A 22,197-nucleotide genomic window follows, 5' to 3' on the forward strand; every position below is an offset into this window, starting at 1 on the left:
CATGTCGAACCAATCTCAACCGCAAGAGCGCGACGTCCGCAACGCTGAAACTGCGCGCGGCGAAACCGCCCTGACCGCAGGTTCGGACCTCACAAAAGAGACCGCGCCCAACGGGGCGGACGGCAAGAACGAAAAAGGCAAATCCAAGCGTCTCTCTCGCGCGACCCTAATTCGTCGGCGCTTCATGCGCTCAACCACCTCCAAGATCGGTGTTATCGGCTTCGCGCTGGTTGTTCTCATCGCGATCTTTGGCCCCATGGTGGTTCCGTGGGACTACCAGCAGGTCACTAGCTCCTTCCTGAAACCTCCAAACGCTGAACACTGGTTTGGCACCACCCAGGGTGGGCGCGATGTCCTCGCACTAACTTTGGAGGGGCTGCGCAAGTCACTAATCATTGGCGTTTCGGTATCAGCAATCCAGGTAACTGTTGCTGCAATCGTTGGCGCTTCCGCAGCCTATTTCGGTGGTTTCTTTGAAAAAGCTGCGCTGTGGGTTATCGACCTTTTACTCGTAATCCCGTCCTTCCTCATCATCGCTGTTATCTCGCAGAAGACCGGTGGGCAGAACTCCTCGACGTTCCTGTTTATCCTTCTGCTGGCAGGATTCGGCTGGATGCTGACCGCTCGTGTTGTTCGCTCGATGACGCTTTCGGTTAAGAACCTTGAGTACGTAACGGCGGCGCGCTACATGTCGGTACCGGCACGCGTCATCATTACCAAGCACATTATTCCGAACGTGGCGTCCTACCTGATCATCGATGCGGCGCTCGGTTTCGTTGCAGCGGTCATGTCAGAAACGGTGCTTTCATACTTTGGCTTCGGCGTGCAACCGCCGGAGACCTCGCTCGGCGTTCTCATTGCGGAAGGGCAGGGCATGGCAACTACCTCGCCGTGGATCTTTATGGCTCCGGCTGCCATCCTGACCCTGACCCTCATTTTCGTAAACTTCATCGGCGACGGACTACGCGACGCAATCGACCCGTCCTCAAAGTCTGGAGGTCAAGCATGAGCAGTAAAAACCGCAAGCTAGACAACACGCCGGTACCGCAGCGCCAAGAAGGCGTTCCGGTTCTTGACATCCAGGATCTAAACGTCAGTTTCCCCTCCGAAGATGGCGTTGTGCACGCTGTTCGCGGCGTCAACCTGAAAGTTCACCCCGGCGAGGTGCTGGGCATTGTTGGCGAATCCGGCTCGGGTAAATCCGTTACCTCGCTGGCTGTCATGGGCCTGCTTGACGAATCCGCCAAGATTGAAGGCTCTGTTAAGCTGCATGGAACCGAGATCCTCGGCAAATCTGATGCATGGATGTCAAAGATCCGCGGCAAAAAAGTCGCGATGGTGTTTCAAGACCCGCTATCTGCGCTAACCCCTGTTTACACGATCGGGGATCAGATCGTGGAAGCCTTGACCATTCACCAGAAGATGGGCAAGACTGCGGCGCGAGAGCGCGCAATTGAGCTACTCGAACTCGTTGGTATTCCAAACCCCGAGGTCCGATTTAAGGCGTTCCCGCACGAATTCTCCGGTGGTATGCGCCAGCGCGTGATGATCGCGATTGCGATCGCCAACGACCCGGATCTGATCATCGCGGACGAGCCAACCACCGCACTGGACGTAACCATTCAAGCGCAGATTCTTGACCTGCTAAAGAAGGCACAACGCGAAACTAACGCAGCTGTCCTCATGATTACCCACGACCTTGGTGTCGTTGCGGGTATGGCTGATCGCGTTGCCGTTATGTATGCGGGACGTTGCGTTGAATACGGCTCGGTTGATGACATTTACTATCACTCGACGATGCCGTACACGGTTGGACTCCTCGGTTCTCTGCCGCGTCCAGATCAGGACTCTTCGGAGCCCCTCGCATCTGTTGAAGGTAACCCTCCTTCGATGCTGCAAGAACCCACGGGCTGTCCGTTTGCGCCTCGTTGCCCGATCTCCACGGACGCGTGCCTTAACGGCGAGCCGGAACTTCGCGTCTCACCCAATAACAATCCGAACGACGGCGTCGATCACACCGTTGCTTGTGTGCGTGCTGAAGACATCGTTGAAAACAACTGGGATCACGCGGGCATTTACCCGATACCGGAAGCATTCAGTTCTCCGATTGCCGATGAAGACCGCATGAAGCGTGACGAAGTCATGCGTGTGACCGACCTCAAGAAATACTTCCCGCTAATGAAGGGCGCAGTATTCAAGCGACAGGTGGGTACGGTTCACGCGGTTGATGAGATTTCGTTGGACATTCGCGAGGGTGAAACTCTGGCCCTCGTAGGCGAATCCGGCTCCGGTAAAACCACGACCCTCCTGGAAGTTCTAAACCTGCAAAAGCCGCAGGGTGGCACCATCGTTGTGTTCGGTAAGGATGCTTCCACCATGTCTGGCCGCGAGCGCCGCAAGGTGCGCGAAGACCTACAGGTTGTATTCCAAGACCCGATGGCTTCGCTTGACCCGCGCATGCCGATTTCCGACATCATCGCGGAGCCGTTGAAGTACAACAACTATCCAAAGGACAAGATCGACGAGCGGGTTGAGGAACTCATGACACTCGTTGGCCTTGAGCCTGCGCACCTTAACCGCTACCCGCGTCACTTCTCCGGTGGCCAGCGTCAAAGGATTGGTATCGCGCGTGCACTCGCTTTGCGTCCGCGCTTACTCGTGCTTGACGAGCCGGTTTCGGCTCTCGACGTGTCGATTCAAGCTGGTGTCATTAACCTACTTGAGGAGTTGCGCGCCAAGCTCGGCCTCTCATACCTATTTGTTGCCCACGACCTCTCCGTTGTGCGCCACATCGCGGACCGTGTGGCCGTCATGTACCTGGGTAAGATCGTTGAAATTGGAGCGGTTAAAGAGGTTTTCGACAGGCCGCGTCACCCGTACACGCAAGCCCTGCTTTCGGCTATCCCAATTCCGGATCCACGCAAGGAACGTTCCCGTGAACGCATCCTGCTTGAAGGTGACCTTCCTTCGCCCGCAAACCCGCCTTCGGGTTGCCGCTTCAGGACGCGTTGCCCGAAGTTCCTCACTCTAGGCGAAGCAGAACAGCAACGGTGTGTCAACGAACATCCTGAGCTCAAGGGTGACGGCGACGTCGACTCGATGAACGCCTGCCACTACCCCGAAGAGGCCCACATGTTCTAGCCGGGTGGAGTAACGCCTTGTGCGCACGCTCTACCACTGACCAACTTCAAAGCCGGCGGTTTGCAACCAAAAATGGATGCAGGCCGCCGGTTTTTGTAAACCGATATCTAGGATCAAAATGGCGAAAGGTTGTTGACCGCATTGCGGTCAAGGGCGGAAGTTAGAAAGGTGAGCAGACATCGACAAGCGAGATCACGCGCCGCAGACATATACGAAAATCTTGGCGAATGCTCGTTTTCTCATTATTTGGGACTTTTGTTGCGATTAGAACAAGGAGGGACCGAAAGGCGGCTCTCAACTATCAAGAAGCCGGTGCGCTAAAGTAGCCTATCCATCGTGGCCGGGTACGCCCGGCAAGAGATGTCAACATTATGGAGGTACAACAGTGAAGCGTTCACTACGTTCATTCGCTGCAGTAGCTGCCGCCGCAACCCTCGTACTCGCAGGGTGTGCAGGTGGCGGAGAATCGGGATCCGGCGGCGACGCAAATCTGCCGGCGCTCTCCGATATCAACGCACAAGCCCGCGACAAGGTGCAAGAAGGCGGCGAACTACGTTTCGCAATCGGCCAGTTCCCTGAGCAGTGGAACATCCTGCATGCTGCCGGAAACCAGGTGGACAACAACGAGATTGCCGGCTGGGTAATGCCTAGCAACTGGATTTACGCAGAGGACTCCACCTTCGAGCCGAACAAGAACTACGTTCTCGATTACGAGGTAGTGGACGGACCTCCGCAGGTAGTAACCCTTACTCTGAACCCGGATGCACACTGGGGCAACGGCGAGCCGATCACGTGGGAAGACTACGAGGCAACCTGGAAGGCCGCTAACGGCTCCAACCCTGACTACCAGGTAGCTACCACCGACGGTTTCCGCGAGGTTGCAAAGGTCGAGAAGGGCAAGGACGAGTTCCAGGTCGTAATCACGTACAACACGACCTACGCTGACTGGTCTGCAACCTGGTCCGGCGTTGAGCCGAAGGCTGCCATTTCTACACCTGAAGACTTCGACAACGCGCGTAAGGATAACCCAAACAACGACTTCACCGCAGGTCCGTTCAAGTTCGGTGAGGTAGACCGTTCGCAGCGCGTCGTCACCCTCGTTCCGTCCGACACCTGGTGGGGCGATGCTCCGAAGCTCGACAAGGTAAGCTTCCGCGAGCTCGACCCGTCGACCTCGACCCGTTCCTTCGCTAATAAGGAGATCGACGTCGTATCCGGTCTTATCAACGCCGACCAGTACCAGACTGCTGCCGGCCGTGCAGATGCGGAAATCCGTGAAGCAGGTGGCAAGCAGTGGCGTCACTTCACGTTCAACACGAACTCTGGCCTCTTGCAGGACAAGGGCATTCGCCAGGCAATCGTTAAGGGCCTGAACCGTGAAGCTATCGCAGCATCTGACCTTGCTGGTCTGCCCGTTGAGCCGGCAGAGCTCATGATGGGTAACCACTTCTTCATGCCTGGCCAGGAAGGTTACGCCGACAACTCCGAAGACTTCAAGTTCGATCCCGAGGCTGCAGGCAAGCAGCTTGACGAGCTCGGCTGGAAGCTTGATGACGGCGCAGAATTCCGTACCAAGGACGGCCAGACCCTCGAAATCGAGTACCAGCTACTCCAGGGCATCCCAACCTCTGAAAACGAAGGTAAGCTCCTTCAGTCTGACATGGCCAACATTGGCGTAAAGGTCAATATGGTTAACAAGTCGCCGGATGACTTCCCCGGATTCCTGCTTGATGGCACCTTCGGTATCACCTCGTTCGCATGGCAGGGTACCCCGTACCCGATGGCTAACGTAGGCCAGATCTACGGTTGCGATTCCGACTCGAACTTCTCGGGCCTATGCGACGATGAGATCAGCGAGCTGATCAAGAAGATCGACGTCGAGATGGACCACAACAAGCGCGTTGAGTACACGAACGAAGTTGACGCTGCCATCTGGGACCGTGTCATGACTGTTCCGCTGTACCGCCGCGTCGAGTACGTTGCAGTTCCGAAGACCCTCGCCAACTACGGCGCCTTCGGCTTCTCTTCCGGCAAGGTTGAGGACATCGGCTACGTCTCGGAGTAACACTTGGTGAAACGAGCCTAGCTGAATAGCTAACGTAGCAGGATCGCCCCGCACAATGTGCGGGGCGATCCTTCATGTATCGGCAAACCTGCGCGGGGGATAAAAACTAACTGAGTCAGAGGCGCGGAATGAATGTGGCCAGAAGCAACACGAGTGCAGCCAGCAGGGGAGCGGTGTTGAGCTTGCGCTCTACCTTCGTAGTGGCATTCGTCATCCCCGCCTCGAGGTGGCGTTCATAGTAGGTGCGCAGCAACTCGGCTGTTTGAGATGAATCCAAGTCAAGAAGTTGGCTCGGCACCTCCTCGTCAATGTGCGGAAGTTGCAGGGGGCCGTACTGCGCTTTCATGTTTCGAACGCCGGTACGAGGACGAGCAGCGGCTGCGCGAATATCTATGTCGCGTGTCTCTAGGATGAGGCCCAGGTTCAGGCGCGCGCCCGTGTAGCGCTCCCACGGCACGGTCCACGAGAAAATCATGTTACGCACCGTTATTTTGTCTGGCGCGATAGTAAGGCGCGGCATCCACCACAGCATGAAAATCGCCCAAAATACCAGCCAAACATACGGCAGGGCTGCAACAGCTACGGAAACGCCATCACGCGTAATAGTCACAATTGAAACGGCCAGCGCCAGCACGGCAAAAAAATATGTTCCGTAGCGTGCAGGAGCAGAGGCGATCTTAATCGTTGGATGCATGCCTCCATTTTAGATGGCAACGCATTATCGGGTAGTGGCGCATTTCGCAGAAACCTAAGTGCGTGATCGAAAGCTCCGGGGCATAAGGTAGTAGGGCGCATGTTTTAGCGAAACCACGCTGGCGCGCACGCTTAGAAGAGGAGACCTGGAGGCAAAATGACTATTCGCGAAGATATTCGTAACGTCGCGATCGTTGCCCACGTGGATCACGGTAAGACGACTCTCGTGGATGCAATGCTATGGCAGTCCGGAGCCTTCTCTGACCACGACACCGTGGAGTCGCGTGGTGAGCGCGTCATGGATTCTGGTGATCTAGAGCGGGAAAAGGGCATTACGATCCTCGCGAAGAACACGGCCGTTCACTATCGGGGTCCTTCTGCACAGAAGCTAGGCTTACCTGAAGGCATCACGATTAACGTGATTGATACGCCTGGACACGCAGATTTTGGAGGCGAGGTCGAGCGTGCTCTCTCCATGGTTGATGGCGTGCTCCTCCTGGTGGATGCGGCTGAGGGCCCGCTACCGCAAACGCGTTTTGTGCTCCGCAAGGCGCTGGAGTCGCAGCTACCGGTTGTTGTGGTGGTGAACAAGGTTGATCGCCCGGATCAGCGTATTGAGGAGGTCGTGGAAGAGACCATGGACCTGCTCCTATCCATCGCGGAAGATCTGCAGAATGAGGGGCGCGAGGTTGACGTGGACGGCCTGCTTGAAGTGCCCGTCCTGTACGCGTCGGCAAAGCTTGGTAAGTCCTCACTTGAACAGCCCGCTGTTGGGGAGGTTCCCACGTCGGGCCTGGAGCCACTGTTTGAAACGCTGCTCCACCGTATTCCCGGTCCCTCCTATGACGAAGACGCGCCCCTGCAGGCGCACGTCACGAACCTTGACGCATCCCCGTTCCTTGGCAGGATCGCCTTGCTGCGCATTCACAACGGTGAACTCCACAAGGGACAGAACGTGGGCTGGGCGCATGCCGATGGTTCCCTCACCTCCGTGAAGATTACCGAGCTGCTCCGCACCGAAGGCCTGGATCGTGTGCCAGCCCAAACCGCGAAAGCCGGCGACATCGTGGCGGTTGCGGGTATTCCAGATATTACGATTGGTGAAAGCCTCGTTGATTTAGAAGATCCGCGTCCGCTACCTCTGATTACGGTTGATGAGCCCGCGATCTCTATGACCATTGGAACAAACACGTCGCCGATGGCTGGCCGCGAGAAGAACACTAAGGTTACCGCGCGCCAGGTGAAGGACCGCCTTGACCGTGAGCTGGTCGGCAACGTTTCTCTGCGCGTCCTACCCACCGAGAGGCCGGACGCGTGGGAGGTGCAGGGCCGCGGTGAACTGGCCCTCGCAATCCTTGTTGAACAAATGCGCCGCGAGGGCTTTGAACTGACGGTTGGCAAGCCCCAGGTTGTTACCCGCGTTATCGATGGCGTCAAGTGCGAACCTATGGAGCACATGACGATTGACGTGCCTGAAGAATACATGGGCGAGGTAACGCAGCTTCTGGCCGCTCGCAAGGGCCGCATGGAAAGCATCGCTAACCACGGTTCGGGCTGGGTGCGCCTAGAGTTCCTAGTCCCCGCTCGCGGCCTGATCGGCTTCCGCACGCGCTTCCTTACCGAAACGCGTGGCACTGGCATCGCTTCTTCCTACGCGGCGGGCTACGAACCGTGGCAGGGCACCATCATTTCGCGCAACACTGGCTCACTCGTAGCGGATCGCGCCGGACAGGCAACGCCTTACGCGATGATCAATCTGCAAGAGCGCGGCACGTTCCTTGTGCAGCCTGGCAGCCAGGTTTACGAGGGGCAGGTTGTGGGTGAAAACTCGCGCAATGAGGACATGGATGTGAACCTCACGCGTGAAAAGAAGCAGACGAACATGCGCGCAGCATCGGCAGACTCCTACGAAGGATTGAATACGCCGCGCACGCTCACGCTTGAAGAGTCGCTAGAATTCGCGGCTGAGGACGAGTGCGTTGAGGTTACACCCAACGCTGTTCGCATCCGCAAGAACGTGCTTTCCACTCAGGATCGTTTCAAGATAGCTGCGCGCGCACGCCGCGAATCAAAGTAGTTCGATACCCGAGGCCGCGCGGGCGCGCACTGGTATTAATGCCGCCATGCTGGCTAAAACCGGAGCGGGCCTTTTGCCTGGGCGAACTGAAATCATCTAGTTGCCGAACGGTGATTCTGGCACTCGCTTGCCGGTAACCATGACGCTAGCTGGAACGGTAACGAGCCCTTTGCGTGTGTTTACCGTGACGTGGGTTGGCGCCACCTCCGTCAGGTGGCCGAGGGCGTCATACAACCCATCAGGTTTGCGGTAGCGGACAACAACGCGCTGGCCCACCTGCCACTGCATCCACGGCAGGCTTGGGGGAGCCTCGTTCGGGTCGGGTGTCGAAAAACTGCTCATGGTGAGATAATAAACCCCATATGAGGCACGAAAAGTAGCCGGGGTTTTCAGCCCGCGAATTTTCGACGCAAAATGACTTAAGGAGACCGTTTTGACCTACGTTATCGCGCAACCTTGTGTAGACGTTAAAGACCGCGCATGCGTTGATGAATGCCCAGTTGATTGCATTTATGAAGGCGCGCGTAGCCTATATATCCATCCGGATGAGTGTGTAGACTGCGGTGCTTGCGAGCCCGTTTGTCCGGTTGAGGCGATCTTCTACGAAGATGACCTTCCTGAAGAATGGTCCGAATACTACCAGGCAAACGTGCACTTCTTCGACAAGCTTGGCTCACCAGGTGGCGCTGCCCGCACGGGCGCTGTGGATTACGACCACGAGGTCATTGCGAAGCTACCTCCCCAAAATCAGGATTAGCCAGATTTTTGTAATGGGGCTCGGCGTTTGTCGGGCCCTTGTTGCATATCTTTATTGAGGGGAAAGCTCGGCTGAAACTCGTGCACTTGAACTTTGCGACGCATGCAAGACGCAGAGGGTTTCGCATATGTCGAGGCGGGTGCAAAAGGTCGCTAGAGTGCAACCAGGTATAGCGGGGGAGAAGAGGGGCAAGCTATGACAAGCTCATTACCGCGCGGCGTTGATCTGCCGCAGTTTCCGTGGGACACGCTAACTGAAGCGAAGAAGGTAGCTAGCGCGCACCCGGGCGGAATCGTGGACCTGTCCATCGGCACGCCCGTAGATGAGACCCCGCAAATAATCCAAGATGCCTTGAAAGAGGCAGCAAATGCGCCGGGATATTCCACGGTGGTTGGAACGGAGGAGGTCCTCGAAGCCACCAAGGTTTGGGCCAGGGCACGCGGAATATCCGCATTGGACGAGGGTGCCACTTCGATCCCCACGATCGGCTCTAAAGAAATGGTTGCGTGGCTTCCCCTCATGCTGGGGGTGAGGCCAGGAGACCGCGTTCTAATCCCGCGGTGTGCCTACCCGACCTACGACATCGGGGTGCGCCTGGCTGGCGCCGAGCCCATTGCGGTGGATGAGGATCCCGCGCAGTGGCCAGACGCTCAGATGGTTTGGCTCAACTCGCCGGGAAACCCAAACGGTCATGTGCTCGACGTGGAGCAACTGCGCAAAATCGTCTGGTGGGCAAGGAAGCGCGGCGCGGTTGTGGCGTCGGATGAGTGCTACGCCGCCCTCGTTTGGGATGAATCCTTGCTTGACGGGGGAGTTCCTTCGTTGCTGTCCGACGCGGTGTGCGAGGGCGATGTGAGCGGTCTGTTGGTGCTGTATTCGCTTTCCAAACAGTCCAACATGGCCGGGTATCGCGGGGGCATCATGATGGGTGACCCGAAACTGGTTGAGGCGGCGGTGGCCGTACGCAAGCACGCGGGAATGATGGTGTCTTCACCCGTGATGCACGCAATGAGCGTGGCGCTACTCGATAGCGCGTCGGCATTCGCTAACCCCCGCGAAGGACTCGAACACGTCCCCGATAATGCAGAAGCGGACATGCGCGATCAGATTTCACACGTGTCTATTCAACGGGGTATCTACGCTAGGCGCCGGGCTAAACTCGAAGCCGCGTTTGCAAGCGTCGGCCTCGAAAATGACCCCCAATCGCGTGCGGGCCTATACCTGTGGCTGCGTGATAAGCGGGGCGAGGTGGATGGGCGCGCTCTTGTGGAACGACTTGCCCAGCTCGGAATCCTTGTGGCCCCGGGAGAATTCTATGGGGAAGGTAACGAAGGATTCATAAGAGTTTCTCTATCGGGTAAGGATGAACGAATCCGCGCTGCTGTCGAGCGTTTGTCACAGGTAAAAACCTTATTCGCCGCGAAATAATCTCGATGTTGAGATAATCTGATTTTGACGGCTTCGTCAAAGGAGCGAAGCTCAAGGTTTTCCGCAAGCTCAGGAGGAAGGCGGAGATGGCAACTGAAAAGGGCAAGACCCCAAAGGCAGAAGTAGCCGAGAAGGTGGACGAGACCAAGAAAGCGAACGGGCTACTCACGGTTGATGAGCACAAAGTTGAGCTTCCGCGAGTAGTGGCCACCGCCGGCTCGGACGGTCTAGGCATCAACAAGGTTCTTGCAACCGCCGGCGTAACCACTTACGACCCCGGCTTTACCAATACGGCATCCGCCTCGTCCTCGATTACCTACATCGATGGTGGTGCAGGCATCCTTCGCTACCGGGGATACCCGATTGAGCAACTCGCAAAGAGCTCCAGCTTCCTCGAAGTCGCATACCTGCTCATCTACGGCGAGCTTCCCGATGCGGTAACCCTCGAAGCGTTCATCCGTCGCGTACAGCGTCACCGTCTGTTGCACGAGGACTTCCAGGCTTTCTTTGGTGCTTTCCCCAGCAACGGCCACCCCATGGCCATCCTGCAGGCTGGCGTTGCCGGCCTCGCAACGTACTACCAGCACACGCTGGATCCGGACGATGACGAGGCGATGGATAAGGCATCCGTGCTGCTACTAGCAAAGGTGCCAACCATGATTGCGACCATCGCGAAGCGCGCTGCCGGCCTGCCGCCGCTCTACCCGGACGCACAGCGTTCCTACACCGAAGATTTCATTCGCATGACGTTTGGCCTGCCGTACCAGTCGTATGACATTGACCCGGCCATCGTTCGAGCTCTCGACATGCTTCTGATTCTGCATGCTGACCACGAGCAAAACTGCTCCACCTCGACCGTACGCATGGTTGGATCCGCGAAGGCGAACATGTACGCATCCGTGGCTGCGGGTGTTGGCGCTCTTTCCGGTCCGCTTCACGGTGGTGCTAACGAGGCCGTGTTGCGCATGCTCGCGGAGATTCGCGACTCGGACATGACGGTGAAGGACTTCGTAGCGAAGGCCAAGGACAAGTCTTCGAGCGTCCGCCTCATGGGCTTTGGTCACCGCGTGTACAAGAACTATGACCCGCGCGCCGCCATCGTCAAGGGCGCGGCCCACGATGTTTTGGAGCGCCTGGGTAAGCAGGACGAGCTTTTGGACATCGCGTTGGAGCTTGAAGAAATGGCTCTAAACGACGACTACTTCGTTGAGCGCAAGCTCTACCCGAACGTCGACTTCTACACGGGGCTCATCTACTCGGCTTTGGGCTTCCCAACCAAGATGTTCACCCCGCTGTTCGCCATGGGCCGCCTGCCCGGCTGGATTGCTCAGTACAGGGAGATGGCTCGCGACCCGGAGGGCCGCATTGGCCGGCCGCGTCAGGTTTACGTTGGTGAAACCGAGCGCGAATACATTCCGCTCCGCAACCGCCTTCGCAAGAGCAACTAAAGCTCACTCACGAAGCTACTAAGCAGGAGGTGGGTTGGACCGGTTCTCGGTCCAACCCACCCCCTATCTGCGTATTGCGGTAGCCGCCCTACCTGTTCCACAGGCTAGGCCAAAAAACGCCGAGCTCTTTCGTTATTCGGCGCAGCAGGGGAAGTGAGATTCCAACCACCGAGTGGGGATCGCCAGTCACTCCCTCAATGAACGGGCCACCGAGGCTATCAATAGTGAATGCTCCGGCAACCTCCAAAGGTTCTCCCGTGGCCACGTAAGCGCGGATCTCATCTTCATCAAGCTCGCCGAAATGAACCGTAGTAGCACACGAGTCATAGCGAGTCTCCAGAACCGTTAATCCGGTTGGGCTACCGTTCGAGCTTCCTCGCGAGACGGCCGAATCATGATCTATGTGTAGTGCCGTGATCGCGTGACCAGTATGCAACACCACGTCATTGCGTGAAAGCTCGCGAATGCGACGCGCCGCCACCTCAGGGGAATGAGGCTTGCCAACCAGCGCACCGTTTACCTCCAGCATTGAATCGCAGCCAACCACGATTGCCGAGGACGGGGCGGGCATTCCTTGCTGGCGTGCGAACTCGAAGATCTCAGTTGCGCTAAGTGCCTGAGCTACTGACCCGGCCTTCGCCTTCGCTAGGGCCATGACCTTTTGCGCCGCCTGATTAGCGGACCCCGAGTTCTCAAACTGGGCGAGGACGGCGTCTTCATCCGCATTCGACACGCGGATAAGTGGCTCGATGCCCGCCGCGCGAAGCGTTTTGGCCCGCGCGGGTGATGCCGAAGCCAGCACCAGGACAGTGCTGGCCTCCCCGTGATTGCCAAGAGAACGGGCTGGGGATTCACTCACCGCTCATCACGTCCTCAAGCACGGCGAGTGGAAGGCCGCCAAGTGCAAGCGCAGTGTCGTGGAACTCGCGCAAACGCGTGTGACTGGACCTGCTCTGAGCCGCTTGTGCAGTCGGCGCGGACAACCACTTGCTACGCAGATCCTGCCAGACCCGCTGGCCCACCTTGTAAGAAGATGCTTGCCCTGCCCAACCCAGGTAGCGGGTGGTCTCGAACTCTAGGAACTTCGGATCCATAGCCACATTCAAGCTCATAAATGCCCACAGGTCGTTGCGATCCCACACGCCTTTTGCTGTGTCAGGTTTACCGAGGTCTAAGTACGGGGAGGAGTTCAAGGCATCCTCGTATGCGGCGTTGCAAATGCCAATAGAAGACAGGTAAGCGTTTGAAGGCCTTTCAAGACCCAGGTGAACGCCAATATCCACGAGGACTCGTGCGGCGCGTAGTCTTTGCGCATCCAGCATGCCGAGCCGCTCAGCAGGGTGCTTTAAGAATCCGAGCTCATCCATGAACTGTTCGGCATACAGGGCCCACCCCTCACCGTGACCGGAGAACCAGCACAACTGGCGGCGCCACGTGTTAAGCGTGTCTTTCAAAGACACTGCCCGGCCAAGCTGCATGTGATGGCCCGGCATGCCCTCATGGTAGACGGTTGTCTTCTCCTGCCAAGTGTGGAACACCTCCACGCCCGGCGGCACAGCCCACCACATCGTTCCCGGCCGGGAAAAATCATCCGTTGGCTGAGTATAGAAAATGCCTCCGTCGCCGGCTGGTGAAATCTTCGCCGCCAACTGGCGCATCTGGTCCGTCACCGTGAAATGACGACCCGACAAGTACTCCACCGCCTCGTCCGAGGTCTCCTGCATCCAACGCTGGAGCCCGTCCACTCCGTGAACCTGGTGAGCCGGATCGTTATTCAACTTCTCAAACGCTTCACTTACCGTCACCGAAGGTCCGTAAAGCTCCTCGACGATTGCCTTTTGCTGGGCGTGAATATCGCGCAGTTCCTCCAGTGCCCACTCATACGTTTCTTCTGGATCAATCTTTTTGCCCAAGAAGTGAGCAGACTTCAGGATGTACTCTTCTCGTCCAACCGCATCGCGATTAGTTGCAACCGGAGCTACCTTTTGTTTAAGCCAAGTATTGAAATCACGCGTTGCAGCCTGTGCGCTCCGTGCGGCTTCCTCCAGTCTCTTGTGCAGCCCCGTATCGCTGGCCACGCTCGAAGCATTGAACTCCTTCAATAACCTGCCATAGGGATCCTGCGCGCCGCCTTGGGCCGCCAGGTCGCCAAGCACGAACTCAACCTGCGCTCTCGTGGGGACACGCCCGGCCTCAATCGCCCATTCAAGACCACGCTTATAAGAGCTGAACGCCTGGGGAACCTCCTGCACGCGCCGAACCAAGTCATCCCAGTGCTCCGCGGTCTCCATTGGCATCAATGTAAACGGGTCGCGGATTGCCTGCACCGGCGAATCGATATTGTTCAGCTCGCCAACTGCTAAACCGGCTTCGAACAACTCCAGCTGGTTACCCAAATCCCACGCCAAAGCCTTGCGAGTAACCGAATCAACCTCGTCCTCATCCTGCACGCTGGCAACATTTTCAAGCGTGTGCCTATAAAGCTGTGCAAGCTCCGCGGCGCCCTCGGGAGAAAAATCCGAGATTGTCCTGTCCGCGAAAGGCGCACCCATGCCAATCGCTACTTCCGGAACCAAACCAATAAGACTTGCTACAAAATCATCCGTTACGCGATCCAACGCAGAAGGTATACGCATCATCATCCTTTCTATGCTTGCCTCTCAACTCTAAAACACGGAGTAGGGCAAACAATACAGAACAAAACAACCCTCTGGCTCGGCTAGAAGCACCGGCGCCCGAATAATCTGCCCAAAATCTAAAAACACCCGCGGGAAGCCCATGAACACGCGCAAAACTTGCGATCCTAACACGATTTTTAACGTGCGTAAAAATACGGCTAAAAAATGTGGGAAATTACCCCAAAACGCTCAAAACTCGCTGTTTCAAGCTGACAACACGCCCTTAAAGCCTTAGTGTGTGGGTGTTAGAGCGAAACTCGCTCGTAACTGTTCATATTGGTTTTCTACCGGAAGGTTCCAACATGTCCGTAAACCGCACTCAGCTTGTCGCTAAGATCGCCGAGAAGGCTAACCTCACCAAGGTTCAGTCTGACGCTGCCCTAGCCGCATTCCAGGAAGTCCTGATTGAGTCCCTGTCCGCTGGCGAGCCCGTCAAGGTAACCGGCCTCTTCTCCGTCGAGCGTGTTGAGCGCGCTGCCCGCACCGGTCGCAACCCGCAGACCGGCGAGCAGATCCAGATTCCTGCTGGCTTCGGCGTGAAGATCTCCGCTGGCTCCACCCTCAAGAAGGCTGTCCAGAAGTAAGCATCGCATGAAGCGAACCAAACAAAGTGGCGGGGATAACCTCGCCACTTTTCTTCTTCCTAATCAATCTACCCAAGTGAGGGTGCATATAATCTAATGCGTAGCTTGGCTACGCTAACCAATCTAGTTAAGGAAAACGAATGAAGATCGCAATTCTTCCAAACAACGAAGCTATTGGTAAAGTCGGCGCCGATATTCTCGAATCGGCACTCAAAGACAAGCCTGATTCAGTAATTGGTTTGGCCACGGGTTCTAGCCCTTTGCCTCTGTACAAGGAACTCATCGCACGCCACCAGGCAGGCAAGATCAGCTTCGCTCAGTGCCGCGCTTTCACTCTTGACGAGTACATCGGCCTCGAAGCTGGACACCCGGAAAGCTACGTGAACTTCATTCACCGCGAATTTACCGACCAGGTTGATTTCGCTGAGGGAGCGGTAAACACTCCGAACGCGCTTGCCGCGGACCTCAACGCCGCTGCCGCCGAATATGACGCTTCCATTCGCGAAGCTGGGGGAGTTGACTTCCAGGTTCTCGGCATCGGTTCAGACGGTCACATTGCGTTCAACGAGCCGGGAGATTCCCTCGCATCGCGCACCCACGTTGTGTACCTTCACGACCAGACGCGCCGCGACAATGCCCGTTTCTTTGATGGAGACATTGACCAGGTGCCTACCAGCGCCATGACGCAGGGCCTTGGCACCATCCTCGAAGCGCGCAAGATCATCCTGTTTGCTCAGGGTAAGGGTAAGGCGCGTGCAATCCGCGAAATGGTTGAGGGCGGTATTTCGTCGCGCTGGCCGGCGTCCGTGCTCCAGCTCCACCCCTTCGTCTACGTGCTTGTAGATGAGGAAGCGGCTTCCGAGCTTGAACTTGCCTCCAACTACCGTGAAGACTGGGATAACTACTACTCAGCTAACTTCTAAGCTAACTAGAGGGGCGTGCAGGCGAACTTTTCAAGTTCTGCCCTGCACGCCCTTTTATGTGCTCTAAGCCAGGCGGGGGTTCGAGGCGCGCGAGCGGGGCCTCTAGAACCACGTGCGTGAGGGGAAGTGCCGGTTCTGGCGCCTGTTTTGGGTGTTTTGGGTCGGAATACTGTTTCGGGTGGCGTCTAAAACCACGTCCGTGAGGGGAAGTGCCGGTTCTGGGGCCTGTTTTTGCCACTTTGGGTCGGAATACCGTTTCGGGTGGCTCCTGGAATCACGTGCGTGAGGGGAAGTGCCGATTTGGTTGCTGGTTTTTGCCGCTTTGGGTCGGAATACCGTTACGGCAGTTTGGGTCTGAATCGTTGTGTTGGCGGGCGGCGGTGGATCAGGGGCTGGAAACTACCTAAACTAGAGGTATGTTCAGCCTCAACTTGGATGCGCCAGACCAGCCGCAGGCGCCAAGCGCGCCCTCGCGCTCAACCAGCACTTCGGTGCTGGAGCGAACCGAAACTAAAGAGCAACGCTCTCCAGGTGATGGTGACCGATTTGCTCACTACGTGCGTCGCGACCGCGTAACCAAGTCTTTGATCACCGGGCAACCCGTGATCGCGCTGTGCGGCAAAGTGTGGATCCCCATGTCGGACCCATCCAAGTTCCCAGTCTGTCCGCGTTGCAAAGCCCTGCGCGACGAAATGGGGGCACACGGACCCAACTGGCCCTACTCCGACGGTAACGAGTAACCAAGCCGATCAATCTCTGATAGAGAAACAAGCCTGAAAAGGAAACCGCCCAAGGGGGCGGTTTCCTTCATAAACGAGTGGTGGCGGCCAAACGCGGCCGCCACCAAACTTCCATGCGGGAGTGCCCCTTCTGAGGGGCTATCCCTCCAAACGCTGGGCTAGTCGTCGAGTTTGACCATCCTGGTGGGGATAGCCGGTTCGCCAGCCGACAGGCGCCACGCGGCGTACGGCAACTCGTTGCGCGACTGGCGGTGGCGTTCCGCGGCCGCCTCCAGCGCGCCAGGCCCCCATAGCTCCGAACGGATCTGTCCGCCCGTAACCAGCGGAATCTGCAGCGGACGAGCCCCCTCCGCCTCCAAAATCTTGTGTGCCTCCTGCACGGTTCCACCGGCAACGATTAGCTCTTCGGAGGCGTATCCCTCCTCATCCCTAATGCGGCCCGCGATCTTGCGACCACCAACTGTGGACTTTGACGCGGACTTCTTCCCCACCTTCACCATGTTGCCGGCGCCATCTTCGCGCGCAACAAGTTTGTAGACGAGGGCGGCGGTGGGAACACCTGAACCCGTCACCATCTTTGTGCCTACACCGTACGAATCCACGGGAGCGGCACCGAGGGCGGCAATCGCGTACTCATCGAGGTCGTTTGTCACCGTGATCTTAGTGGACTTCGCATCCAGCGAATCGAGCAGTCCGCGAACCTTAAATGCCAGGGCCACAAGATCGCCCGAATCCAAGCGGACTGCGCCAAGCTCGCCGCCCATCTCACGAGCGAGCTTCACACCCCGCTCCACCGCCTCAAAAATGTCGTAAGTGTCCACGAGGAGCGTGGTCGAAGGGCCAAGGCTTTGAATTTGGAAGCGGAACGCATCTTCCTCGCAGTCGTGCAAAAGCGTGAACGAGTGTGCGGACGTGCCAACGGTAGGGATTCCGTAGCGGATGCCGGCCTCCAGATCTGAAGTACCCACAAACCCTGCAATAACAGCGGCGCGGGCGGCTGAAACAGCGGCGCGCTCATGCGTCCTGCGTGCCCCGAAGTCCACGCACGGGCGGCCATGTGCTGCGATCGTCATACGCGAGGCGGCAGAGGCAACCGCACAGTCATGGTTCAAGATTGACAGAGCAAGCGTTTCCAAAAGCACGGCCTCGGCAAACGTACCCTCAACGGTCAGCAGGGGAGAACCCTCAAAGTAAACTTCGCCCTCGGCATACCCAAAAATGTCGCCCGAAAAGCGGAAATCCTTCAAATAGTCCAACGCCACATCAGACACGATCTTGTTCTTATGCAAGTAATCGATCTGATGGGTAGAGAAAGTGAAGCGCTCCAGCGCCTCCAATATTCGGCCTGTACCCGCAACCACGCCAAACCTGCGCGTTGCGGGCAAACGCCGCCCAAAAAGTTCAAAAACGGACTTACGCTCCGCTGTTCCCGCTTTCAAAGCGGCGTCCAGCATAGTGAGCTCGTACATGTCGGTTAACAGTGCTGTAGATGTAGAAGCAGGCATAAGTCGAGTTTATCCCCAAACCGGCACTTTGCACGCCTCAATCTCTTAGGCTGAAAACATGAGTGCAACTCCCACAACCACCACCCGCGTCAGGGCTGATGCCGCCACTACGCGCGAAAACCACGCGCAGTGGTGCACCGTGGTGTGGGATGACCCCATCAATACGCAAGCGTACGTCGTTGGCGTATTTCGGCGCCATTTTGGCTATACCGAAAGTCGCGCCCGTGCCCTCATGCTTCAAGTTCACCAAACCGGTAAAGCGATCGTTTCAACCGGCCTTCGCGAACGCATGGAAGCCGACGTTTACGCAATGCATTCCTACGGCCTTAAAGCCACTATTGAGCCTGCGACTAATGCTACTTAGCGAATTCAGATCCACGCCCGGCGGCTACGAAACAACGATTGACGAGGACGTAGCTGTCTTAATGCAGACCCTGCTTGGCGAGACGATCCTCATCCTCGACGCGCCCACCCAAGAACCTTTGTTATCCGCTCTTCTATCAGAGGATGAGCGTGATGAGCCCGATGATCCGACGCTGAAGATCCTCCTGCCCTCGATGAGTAGCGATCCCGGAGAAGCGAGCAACCTGCGTGCCCTCACCGAGGATGCTCTGCGCACGCTCAAGACGGAACGTCTGCAGATAATCGGCCGAAAACTCGCCGAGTTAGCCGCCAGCGAATCGCGCACGTTCACCATCGAGCGTGAGGACGTGTGGCAGTGGCTGTCCGGCCTCAATGATCTTCGACTAGTTCTCGCTGGTCGCCTCGAGGTGAATTCTCCTGATGACACACAATACTGGTACGAGCGCGCCGCCGCACTCCTCGCTCACGATTCTGCTAAGCCGCGCAAGATTAGTGCTGAAGAGCTTGTGGGCCTCGTGTTTGTACTAGTGTCTTGGTGGCAAGATTCACTACTTCAGGCCGTCCAAGAGGGAGATTCTGCTAGTAACCTCTAAACTATGGATTCCGCTCCAATCGGCATACTTGACTCCGGCGTAGGAGGCCTAACTGTTGCCCGCGCGGTAATGGATAAACTGCCGGGTGAACAGATCCTTTACGTTGGTGACACAGCGCATTCGCCGTACGGTACAAAACCCATTGCCTACGTGCGCGAACTCGCGCTGGACGTCATGGACCGTTTAGCCGAGCGCGGCGTGAAAATGCTTGTAATTGCGTGCAATACGGCATCGGCTGCCGTGCTTCGGGACGCGCGTGAAAGGTATGAAGTTGACGCCGGCATCGCCGTGGTTGAAGTTATCCAACCGGCCGCCCGCCGAGCGGCCCGCACAACCCGAACTGGCCGTATTGGAATCATTGGTACCGAAGCCACAGTCACATCCGGTGCCTATCTGGATGCGCTCGCGGCTGTTCCCGGCCTCGAAATAGTGCAACAAGCAGCCCCTAAGTTTGTTGAATTCGCTGAAGCTGGCATCACTACCGGCGATGAAGTTCTGGAAGTTGCGCGCGAATACTTAGAGCCAATTAAAGAGGCCGACGTTGACACCCTGGTGCTCGGGTGCACGCACTACCCGCTACTGACAGGTGCTATCTCCTATGTGATGGGGGAGGACGTGCAGCTCGTGTCTTCGTCAGAGTCCGCGGCTCGCGACGTTTACCGCCGTCTCGTTGAAGAGGATAAGCTACGCGATCCGGACCTAGGTGAGCCCGTCCCGGAGTTTTATGTGACCGGAGATGAGCGCAAGTTTGCCCCTCTGGCTAAGCGTTTTCTCGGCCCGCAGGTGGGAGATATTTCGCGCATGGAGGTGCACTCGTGAGGCTAACCGTAGTTGGATGCACCGGCTCCATGTCGGGGCCGTACTCTGCGGCGTCCTCATACTTGGTACAAGCTCGAGGAGCAGACCCCGACACTGGTCAAGTGCGCACGTGGAACGTAATGATGGACCTTGGGCCCGGCTCGTTTGGTGCGCTGTGGCGCTACATTGACGCGCGGAAGCTAGACGCCGTCCTGTTTTCACATCTGCACGCCGACCACATGGGAGACGTGATTTCGCTACAGGTGCACAGGCGTTGGTATCCCACCGGGCCGCTACCGCCCCTGTTACTTGCCGGGCCGGAGGGGATGATGGATCGGGTGCGCGGCATTGACGGGTACGCGCCTGACGAGACCTATGAGAAAGAGTTCGTGCCGGTGCAACTGGCCGACCGAGAACCGCTTCGAGTAGGCCCTCTCACCATCACGCCGTACGCGGCTAACCACACTGTTCCCGCGTTTGGATTCCGCGTGGAAGGCCCCTCCGAGGGCGATCCTTCGAGCCGCGTGGAGCTCGCCTACACCGGAGACACAGACACCTGCGACAGCATTCAAGAAATGGCGAACGGGGTCAGCCTACTTCTGTCTGAGGCTGGCTTCACCCGTGCCGACGCCGCCCGAGGCATCCACCTAACGGGCGGGAGAGCCGCGAAAATCGCGCGCGAGGCAGGCGTGGAGTCGCTCGTCCTCACCCACATTCAACCCTGGACCGACCCGAAGATCGTCATCGCGGAGGCACGTGAGGAGTGGGACGGCGCGATCTCCACCGCATACGCGGGAGCGACCTACTCGCTGTAAGGATCTGCCGCACGGCGGGCAGGGCCCAATGAAGCTAAGCACACCTGGGGCGGAGTAACGGCGCTGAAGCGCAGAAATCCCTGTTTTAGTTAGCTTTTGAGGGCCTCAACGATTCGCGGTGCAAGGGCCGTGAACGCCTTAGCCCGATGCGAAATCTTATTTTTTTGTTCCGGGGCAAGCTGCGCATTTGTCTGGCTCATGCCCTCCGGTACGAAGATCGGATCGTAGCCAAAACCATTGTGGCCACGCGGCTCGTCAAGGAGCGTGCCGCGCATAACCCCAACCTCAACCGTTTCACTTCCACCCGGCATTACTAGCGCGGCAGCACACACAAACTGGGCGCCTCGATGCTCGGCATGAACGTCGTGTAACTGCCCCAATAAGAGGTTCAGATTCCCCGCGTCATCGCCGTGGTGGCCCGCCCAACGAGCGGAGAAAATCCCCGGTGCACCGCCTAAAATATCCACGGCCAGGCCTGAATCATCAGCAACCGTAGGCAGACCCGTTGCCGCAGCCAGCGCCCTCGCCTTAATGAGAGCATTGCCCTCGAACGAGGTCGCGTCTTCAACTGGCTCCGGCACATCAAAATCGCGAGTAGTGGCAATCTGATCCGCCGTGAGCGCAGGCATCAGGGGAGTGAGGATTGCGAGTAGCTCATCCACCTTATGCCTGTTCCCAGTAGCCAAAACCAGCTTGAAATCCGGCATTGTCTTGCCTCCTGCAAATTTGTTTCCAGCTTCTAACGATCTTCGGCAGGGCGCTTATTTTCCTTTTTGGGCGCCTGCAACTTCGCGTTGAACCGTTACAGTTCCTCAGCTAACGCAGCCAACTGGATATCACGCAGCTGCTCACAGCCAACCTGGGCCAAACCAAGTAGCTGGTCAAGCTCACCTCGGTCAAACGGGGCGTGCTCAGCCGTGCCCTGCACCTCAATGAACTTACCCGACCCGGTCATCACCACATTCATATCCGTATCAGCGCGCACGTCCTCCTCGTACGGCAAATCCAACATTGGCACGCCATCGATAATGCCTACTGAAATAGCCGAAACCGAATCCGACAACACCTTACGATTTGCCTTATCAGGCGCGATCAAACCCTTCTTTTGTCCCCAGCTAATCGCGTCGGAAAGCGCCACAAAAGCACCCGTAATTGACGCGGTACGAGTGCCCCCATCGGCCTGCAAAACATCGCAGTCAAGAACAATCGTGTTCTCACCCAAAGCCGCCGTGTTCACAACCGCGCGCATACTGCGGCCAATAAGACGGGAAATCTCGTGCGTACGGCCCCCAATCTTGCCGCGCACAGACTCACGCTGCGAACGCGACGAGGTTGCACGCGGGAGCATCGCATACTCGGCGGTTACCCAGCCCTCGCCACTACCCGTGCGCCAGCGCGGCACGCCCTCAGTCAAAGACGCCACACAAAGCACGCGAGTATTACCAAACTCGATCAGGCAAGAACCCTCCGCATTATCAATCCAGCCGCGCTGAACCTTAACTGGACGAAGCTCGTCAAGAGCGCGCCCATCATGCCTAACCATTGAAACATTCTTCGAATCACTCATACTTCAACCGTACCGCGTAATA

21 protein-coding genes are annotated in these 22,197 nt (G+C 57.4%); 14 read left to right on the forward strand and 7 right to left on the reverse strand.

Annotated features, from left to right (window positions below; translation table 11 throughout):
- Position 1: 1 nt before the first annotated feature.
- The 3 genes from HMPREF2891_RS06800 (at position 2) to HMPREF2891_RS06810 (ending at position 5,206) form a co-directional block, all read left to right on the forward strand.
- A complete protein-coding gene (locus tag HMPREF2891_RS06800) occupies positions 2-1,009 on the forward strand; it encodes an ABC transporter permease (protein ID WP_034509259.1) in 1,008 nt (335 codons plus the stop codon).
- Positions 1,006-3,141 (forward strand): ABC transporter ATP-binding protein, encoded by a 2,136-nt coding sequence (locus tag HMPREF2891_RS06805; RefSeq protein ID WP_070664638.1) that lies wholly within the window; start codon positions 1,006-1,008, stop codon positions 3,139-3,141. Before HMPREF2891_RS06800 ends, HMPREF2891_RS06805 begins: the two co-directional genes overlap by 4 nt.
- 385 nt (positions 3,142-3,526) lie before the next feature.
- Complete coding sequence (locus HMPREF2891_RS06810; RefSeq protein ID WP_034509255.1) at positions 3,527-5,206, forward strand: ABC transporter family substrate-binding protein; 1,680 nt, start codon at positions 3,527-3,529, stop codon at positions 5,204-5,206.
- Positions 5,207-5,321: 115 nt separating this feature from the next.
- Here the strand turns inward: HMPREF2891_RS06810 and HMPREF2891_RS06815 are convergent, their stop codons facing one another.
- On the reverse strand, positions 5,322-5,900 hold the full coding sequence (locus HMPREF2891_RS06815; RefSeq protein WP_034509252.1) for a PH domain-containing protein: 579 nt from the start codon (positions 5,898-5,900) through the stop codon (positions 5,322-5,324).
- A gap of 156 nt (positions 5,901-6,056) precedes the next feature.
- Here HMPREF2891_RS06815 and typA point away from each other — a divergent pair, with 156 nt between their 5' ends.
- Entirely contained in the window at positions 6,057-7,976 is a 1,920-nt protein-coding gene (typA, locus tag HMPREF2891_RS06820) for a translational GTPase TypA (protein ID WP_034509248.1), read from the forward strand.
- 96 nt (positions 7,977-8,072) lie between these two features.
- On the opposite strand, the gene HMPREF2891_RS06825 is transcribed toward typA, so the two are convergent.
- Positions 8,073-8,318 carry a putative acetyltransferase gene (locus HMPREF2891_RS06825; RefSeq protein ID WP_083309450.1) on the reverse strand — a complete coding sequence of 82 codons (246 nt, stop codon included), beginning with the start codon at positions 8,316-8,318 and terminating at the stop codon, positions 8,073-8,075.
- Between the two features lie 91 nt (positions 8,319-8,409).
- Between HMPREF2891_RS06825 and fdxA the strand changes: the two genes are divergently transcribed.
- From fdxA to HMPREF2891_RS06840, 3 genes are all read left to right on the forward strand, one after another.
- Positions 8,410-8,733 carry a ferredoxin gene (fdxA, locus tag HMPREF2891_RS06830; RefSeq protein WP_070664640.1) on the forward strand — a complete coding sequence of 108 codons (324 nt, stop codon included), beginning with the start codon at positions 8,410-8,412 and terminating at the stop codon, positions 8,731-8,733.
- Positions 8,734-8,928: 195 nt separating this feature from the next.
- Positions 8,929-10,161 carry a succinyldiaminopimelate transaminase gene (dapC, locus tag HMPREF2891_RS06835; RefSeq protein WP_070664642.1) on the forward strand — a complete coding sequence of 411 codons (1,233 nt, stop codon included), beginning with the start codon at positions 8,929-8,931 and terminating at the stop codon, positions 10,159-10,161.
- 86 nt (positions 10,162-10,247) lie between these two features.
- Positions 10,248-11,609 carry a citrate synthase gene (locus HMPREF2891_RS06840; protein ID WP_083309449.1) on the forward strand — a complete coding sequence of 454 codons (1,362 nt, stop codon included), beginning with the start codon at positions 10,248-10,250 and terminating at the stop codon, positions 11,607-11,609.
- Between the two features lie 88 nt (positions 11,610-11,697).
- On the opposite strand, the gene HMPREF2891_RS06845 is transcribed toward HMPREF2891_RS06840, so the two are convergent.
- Positions 11,698-12,468, reverse strand: a complete 771-nt coding sequence (locus HMPREF2891_RS06845; RefSeq protein WP_052038922.1) for a Maf family protein — start codon at positions 12,466-12,468, stop codon at positions 11,698-11,700.
- Positions 12,461-14,245, reverse strand: a complete 1,785-nt coding sequence (locus HMPREF2891_RS06850; RefSeq protein ID WP_186822310.1) for a DUF885 domain-containing protein — start codon at positions 14,243-14,245, stop codon at positions 12,461-12,463. The genes HMPREF2891_RS06845 and HMPREF2891_RS06850 overlap by 8 nt, the downstream gene beginning before the upstream one ends.
- Positions 14,246-14,589: 344 nt before the next feature.
- Here HMPREF2891_RS06850 and HMPREF2891_RS06855 point away from each other — a divergent pair, with 344 nt between their 5' ends.
- From HMPREF2891_RS06855 to HMPREF2891_RS06865, 3 genes are all read left to right on the forward strand, one after another.
- On the forward strand, positions 14,590-14,871 hold the full coding sequence (locus tag HMPREF2891_RS06855; RefSeq protein ID WP_016444879.1) for an HU family DNA-binding protein: 282 nt from the start codon (positions 14,590-14,592) through the stop codon (positions 14,869-14,871).
- A 140-nt stretch (positions 14,872-15,011) separates the two neighbouring features.
- Entirely contained in the window at positions 15,012-15,794 is a 783-nt protein-coding gene (gene nagB / locus HMPREF2891_RS06860) for a glucosamine-6-phosphate deaminase (RefSeq protein ID WP_034509239.1), read from the forward strand.
- Between the two features lie 416 nt (positions 15,795-16,210).
- Complete coding sequence (locus tag HMPREF2891_RS06865) at positions 16,211-16,534, forward strand: DUF3039 domain-containing protein (protein ID WP_034509238.1); 324 nt, start codon at positions 16,211-16,213, stop codon at positions 16,532-16,534.
- Between the two features lie 158 nt (positions 16,535-16,692).
- Here HMPREF2891_RS06865 and HMPREF2891_RS06870 read toward each other — a convergent pair whose 3' ends face one another.
- Positions 16,693-18,039: a nicotinate phosphoribosyltransferase gene (locus HMPREF2891_RS06870; RefSeq protein ID WP_070620944.1), complete on the reverse strand. Its 1,347-nt coding sequence runs from the start codon at positions 18,037-18,039 to the stop codon at positions 16,693-16,695.
- Positions 18,040-18,097: 58 nt separating this feature from the next.
- On the opposite strand from HMPREF2891_RS06870, the gene clpS reads away from it, so the two are divergent.
- The 4 genes from clpS to HMPREF2891_RS06890 are packed head-to-tail and all read left to right on the forward strand — an operon-like array spanning position 18,098 to position 20,608.
- Positions 18,098-18,403, forward strand: a complete 306-nt coding sequence (clpS, locus tag HMPREF2891_RS06875; RefSeq protein WP_070664644.1) for an ATP-dependent Clp protease adapter ClpS — start codon at positions 18,098-18,100, stop codon at positions 18,401-18,403.
- A complete protein-coding gene (locus HMPREF2891_RS06880) occupies positions 18,378-18,995 on the forward strand; it encodes a DUF2017 family protein (protein ID WP_222566277.1) in 618 nt (205 codons plus the stop codon). The genes clpS and HMPREF2891_RS06880 overlap by 26 nt, the downstream gene beginning before the upstream one ends.
- 3 nt (positions 18,996-18,998) lie before the next feature.
- Positions 18,999-19,814 (forward strand): glutamate racemase, encoded by an 816-nt coding sequence (gene murI, locus HMPREF2891_RS06885; protein ID WP_070664648.1) that lies wholly within the window; start codon positions 18,999-19,001, stop codon positions 19,812-19,814.
- Positions 19,811-20,608 carry an MBL fold metallo-hydrolase gene (locus HMPREF2891_RS06890; protein ID WP_070664650.1) on the forward strand — a complete coding sequence of 266 codons (798 nt, stop codon included), beginning with the start codon at positions 19,811-19,813 and terminating at the stop codon, positions 20,606-20,608. Before murI ends, HMPREF2891_RS06890 begins: the two co-directional genes overlap by 4 nt.
- 89 nt (positions 20,609-20,697) lie before the next feature.
- Here HMPREF2891_RS06890 and rdgB read toward each other — a convergent pair whose 3' ends face one another.
- Together rdgB and rph are read right to left on the reverse strand one after the other, a co-directional pair.
- Positions 20,698-21,315, reverse strand: coding sequence for an RdgB/HAM1 family non-canonical purine NTP pyrophosphatase (rdgB, locus tag HMPREF2891_RS06895; protein WP_070664652.1), 618 nt, complete (start codon positions 21,313-21,315; stop codon positions 20,698-20,700).
- 95 nt (positions 21,316-21,410) lie between these two features.
- Positions 21,411-22,175: a ribonuclease PH gene (gene rph / locus HMPREF2891_RS06900; RefSeq protein ID WP_070664654.1), complete on the reverse strand. Its 765-nt coding sequence runs from the start codon at positions 22,173-22,175 to the stop codon at positions 21,411-21,413.
- Between the last annotated feature and the right edge of the window lie 22 nt (positions 22,176-22,197).

The sequence above is a fragment of the Actinomyces sp. HMSC065F11 genome (genome assembly GCF_001813085.1).
Lineage (GTDB): Bacteria > Actinomycetota > Actinomycetes > Actinomycetales > Actinomycetaceae > Gleimia > Gleimia europaea.

What these genes read in the sequence shown, in the direction of transcription:
- HMPREF2891_RS06865 (WP_034509238.1), top strand. Translation starts at nt 16,211, where the DNA reads ATGTTCAGCCTCAACTTGGATGCGCCAGACCAGCCGCAGGCGCCAAGC.
- HMPREF2891_RS06800 (WP_034509259.1), top strand. Translation starts at nt 2, where the DNA reads ATGTCGAACCAATCTCAACCGCAAGAGCGCGACGTCCGCAACGCTGAA.
- HMPREF2891_RS06850 (WP_186822310.1), bottom strand. Translation starts at nt 14,245, where the DNA reads ATGCGTATACCTTCTGCGTTGGATCGCGTAACGGATGATTTTGTAGCA.
- rph (WP_070664654.1), bottom strand. Translation starts at nt 22,175, where the DNA reads ATGAGTGATTCGAAGAATGTTTCAATGGTTAGGCATGATGGGCGCGCT.
- HMPREF2891_RS06840 (WP_083309449.1), top strand. Translation starts at nt 10,248, where the DNA reads ATGGCAACTGAAAAGGGCAAGACCCCAAAGGCAGAAGTAGCCGAGAAG.
- murI (WP_070664648.1), top strand. Translation starts at nt 18,999, where the DNA reads ATGGATTCCGCTCCAATCGGCATACTTGACTCCGGCGTAGGAGGCCTA.
- HMPREF2891_RS06815 (WP_034509252.1), bottom strand. Translation starts at nt 5,900, where the DNA reads ATGCATCCAACGATTAAGATCGCCTCTGCTCCTGCACGCTACGGAACA.
- rdgB (WP_070664652.1), bottom strand. Translation starts at nt 21,315, where the DNA reads ATGCCGGATTTCAAGCTGGTTTTGGCTACTGGGAACAGGCATAAGGTG.
- nagB (WP_034509239.1), top strand. Translation starts at nt 15,012, where the DNA reads ATGAAGATCGCAATTCTTCCAAACAACGAAGCTATTGGTAAAGTCGGC.
- typA (WP_034509248.1), top strand. Translation starts at nt 6,057, where the DNA reads ATGACTATTCGCGAAGATATTCGTAACGTCGCGATCGTTGCCCACGTG.
- HMPREF2891_RS06870 (WP_070620944.1), bottom strand. Translation starts at nt 18,039, where the DNA reads ATGCCTGCTTCTACATCTACAGCACTGTTAACCGACATGTACGAGCTC.
- HMPREF2891_RS06855 (WP_016444879.1), top strand. Translation starts at nt 14,590, where the DNA reads ATGTCCGTAAACCGCACTCAGCTTGTCGCTAAGATCGCCGAGAAGGCT.
- HMPREF2891_RS06825 (WP_083309450.1), bottom strand. Translation starts at nt 8,318, where the DNA reads ATGAGCAGTTTTTCGACACCCGACCCGAACGAGGCTCCCCCAAGCCTG.
- HMPREF2891_RS06805 (WP_070664638.1), top strand. Translation starts at nt 1,006, where the DNA reads ATGAGCAGTAAAAACCGCAAGCTAGACAACACGCCGGTACCGCAGCGC.
- dapC (WP_070664642.1), top strand. Translation starts at nt 8,929, where the DNA reads ATGACAAGCTCATTACCGCGCGGCGTTGATCTGCCGCAGTTTCCGTGG.
- clpS (WP_070664644.1), top strand. Translation starts at nt 18,098, where the DNA reads ATGAGTGCAACTCCCACAACCACCACCCGCGTCAGGGCTGATGCCGCC.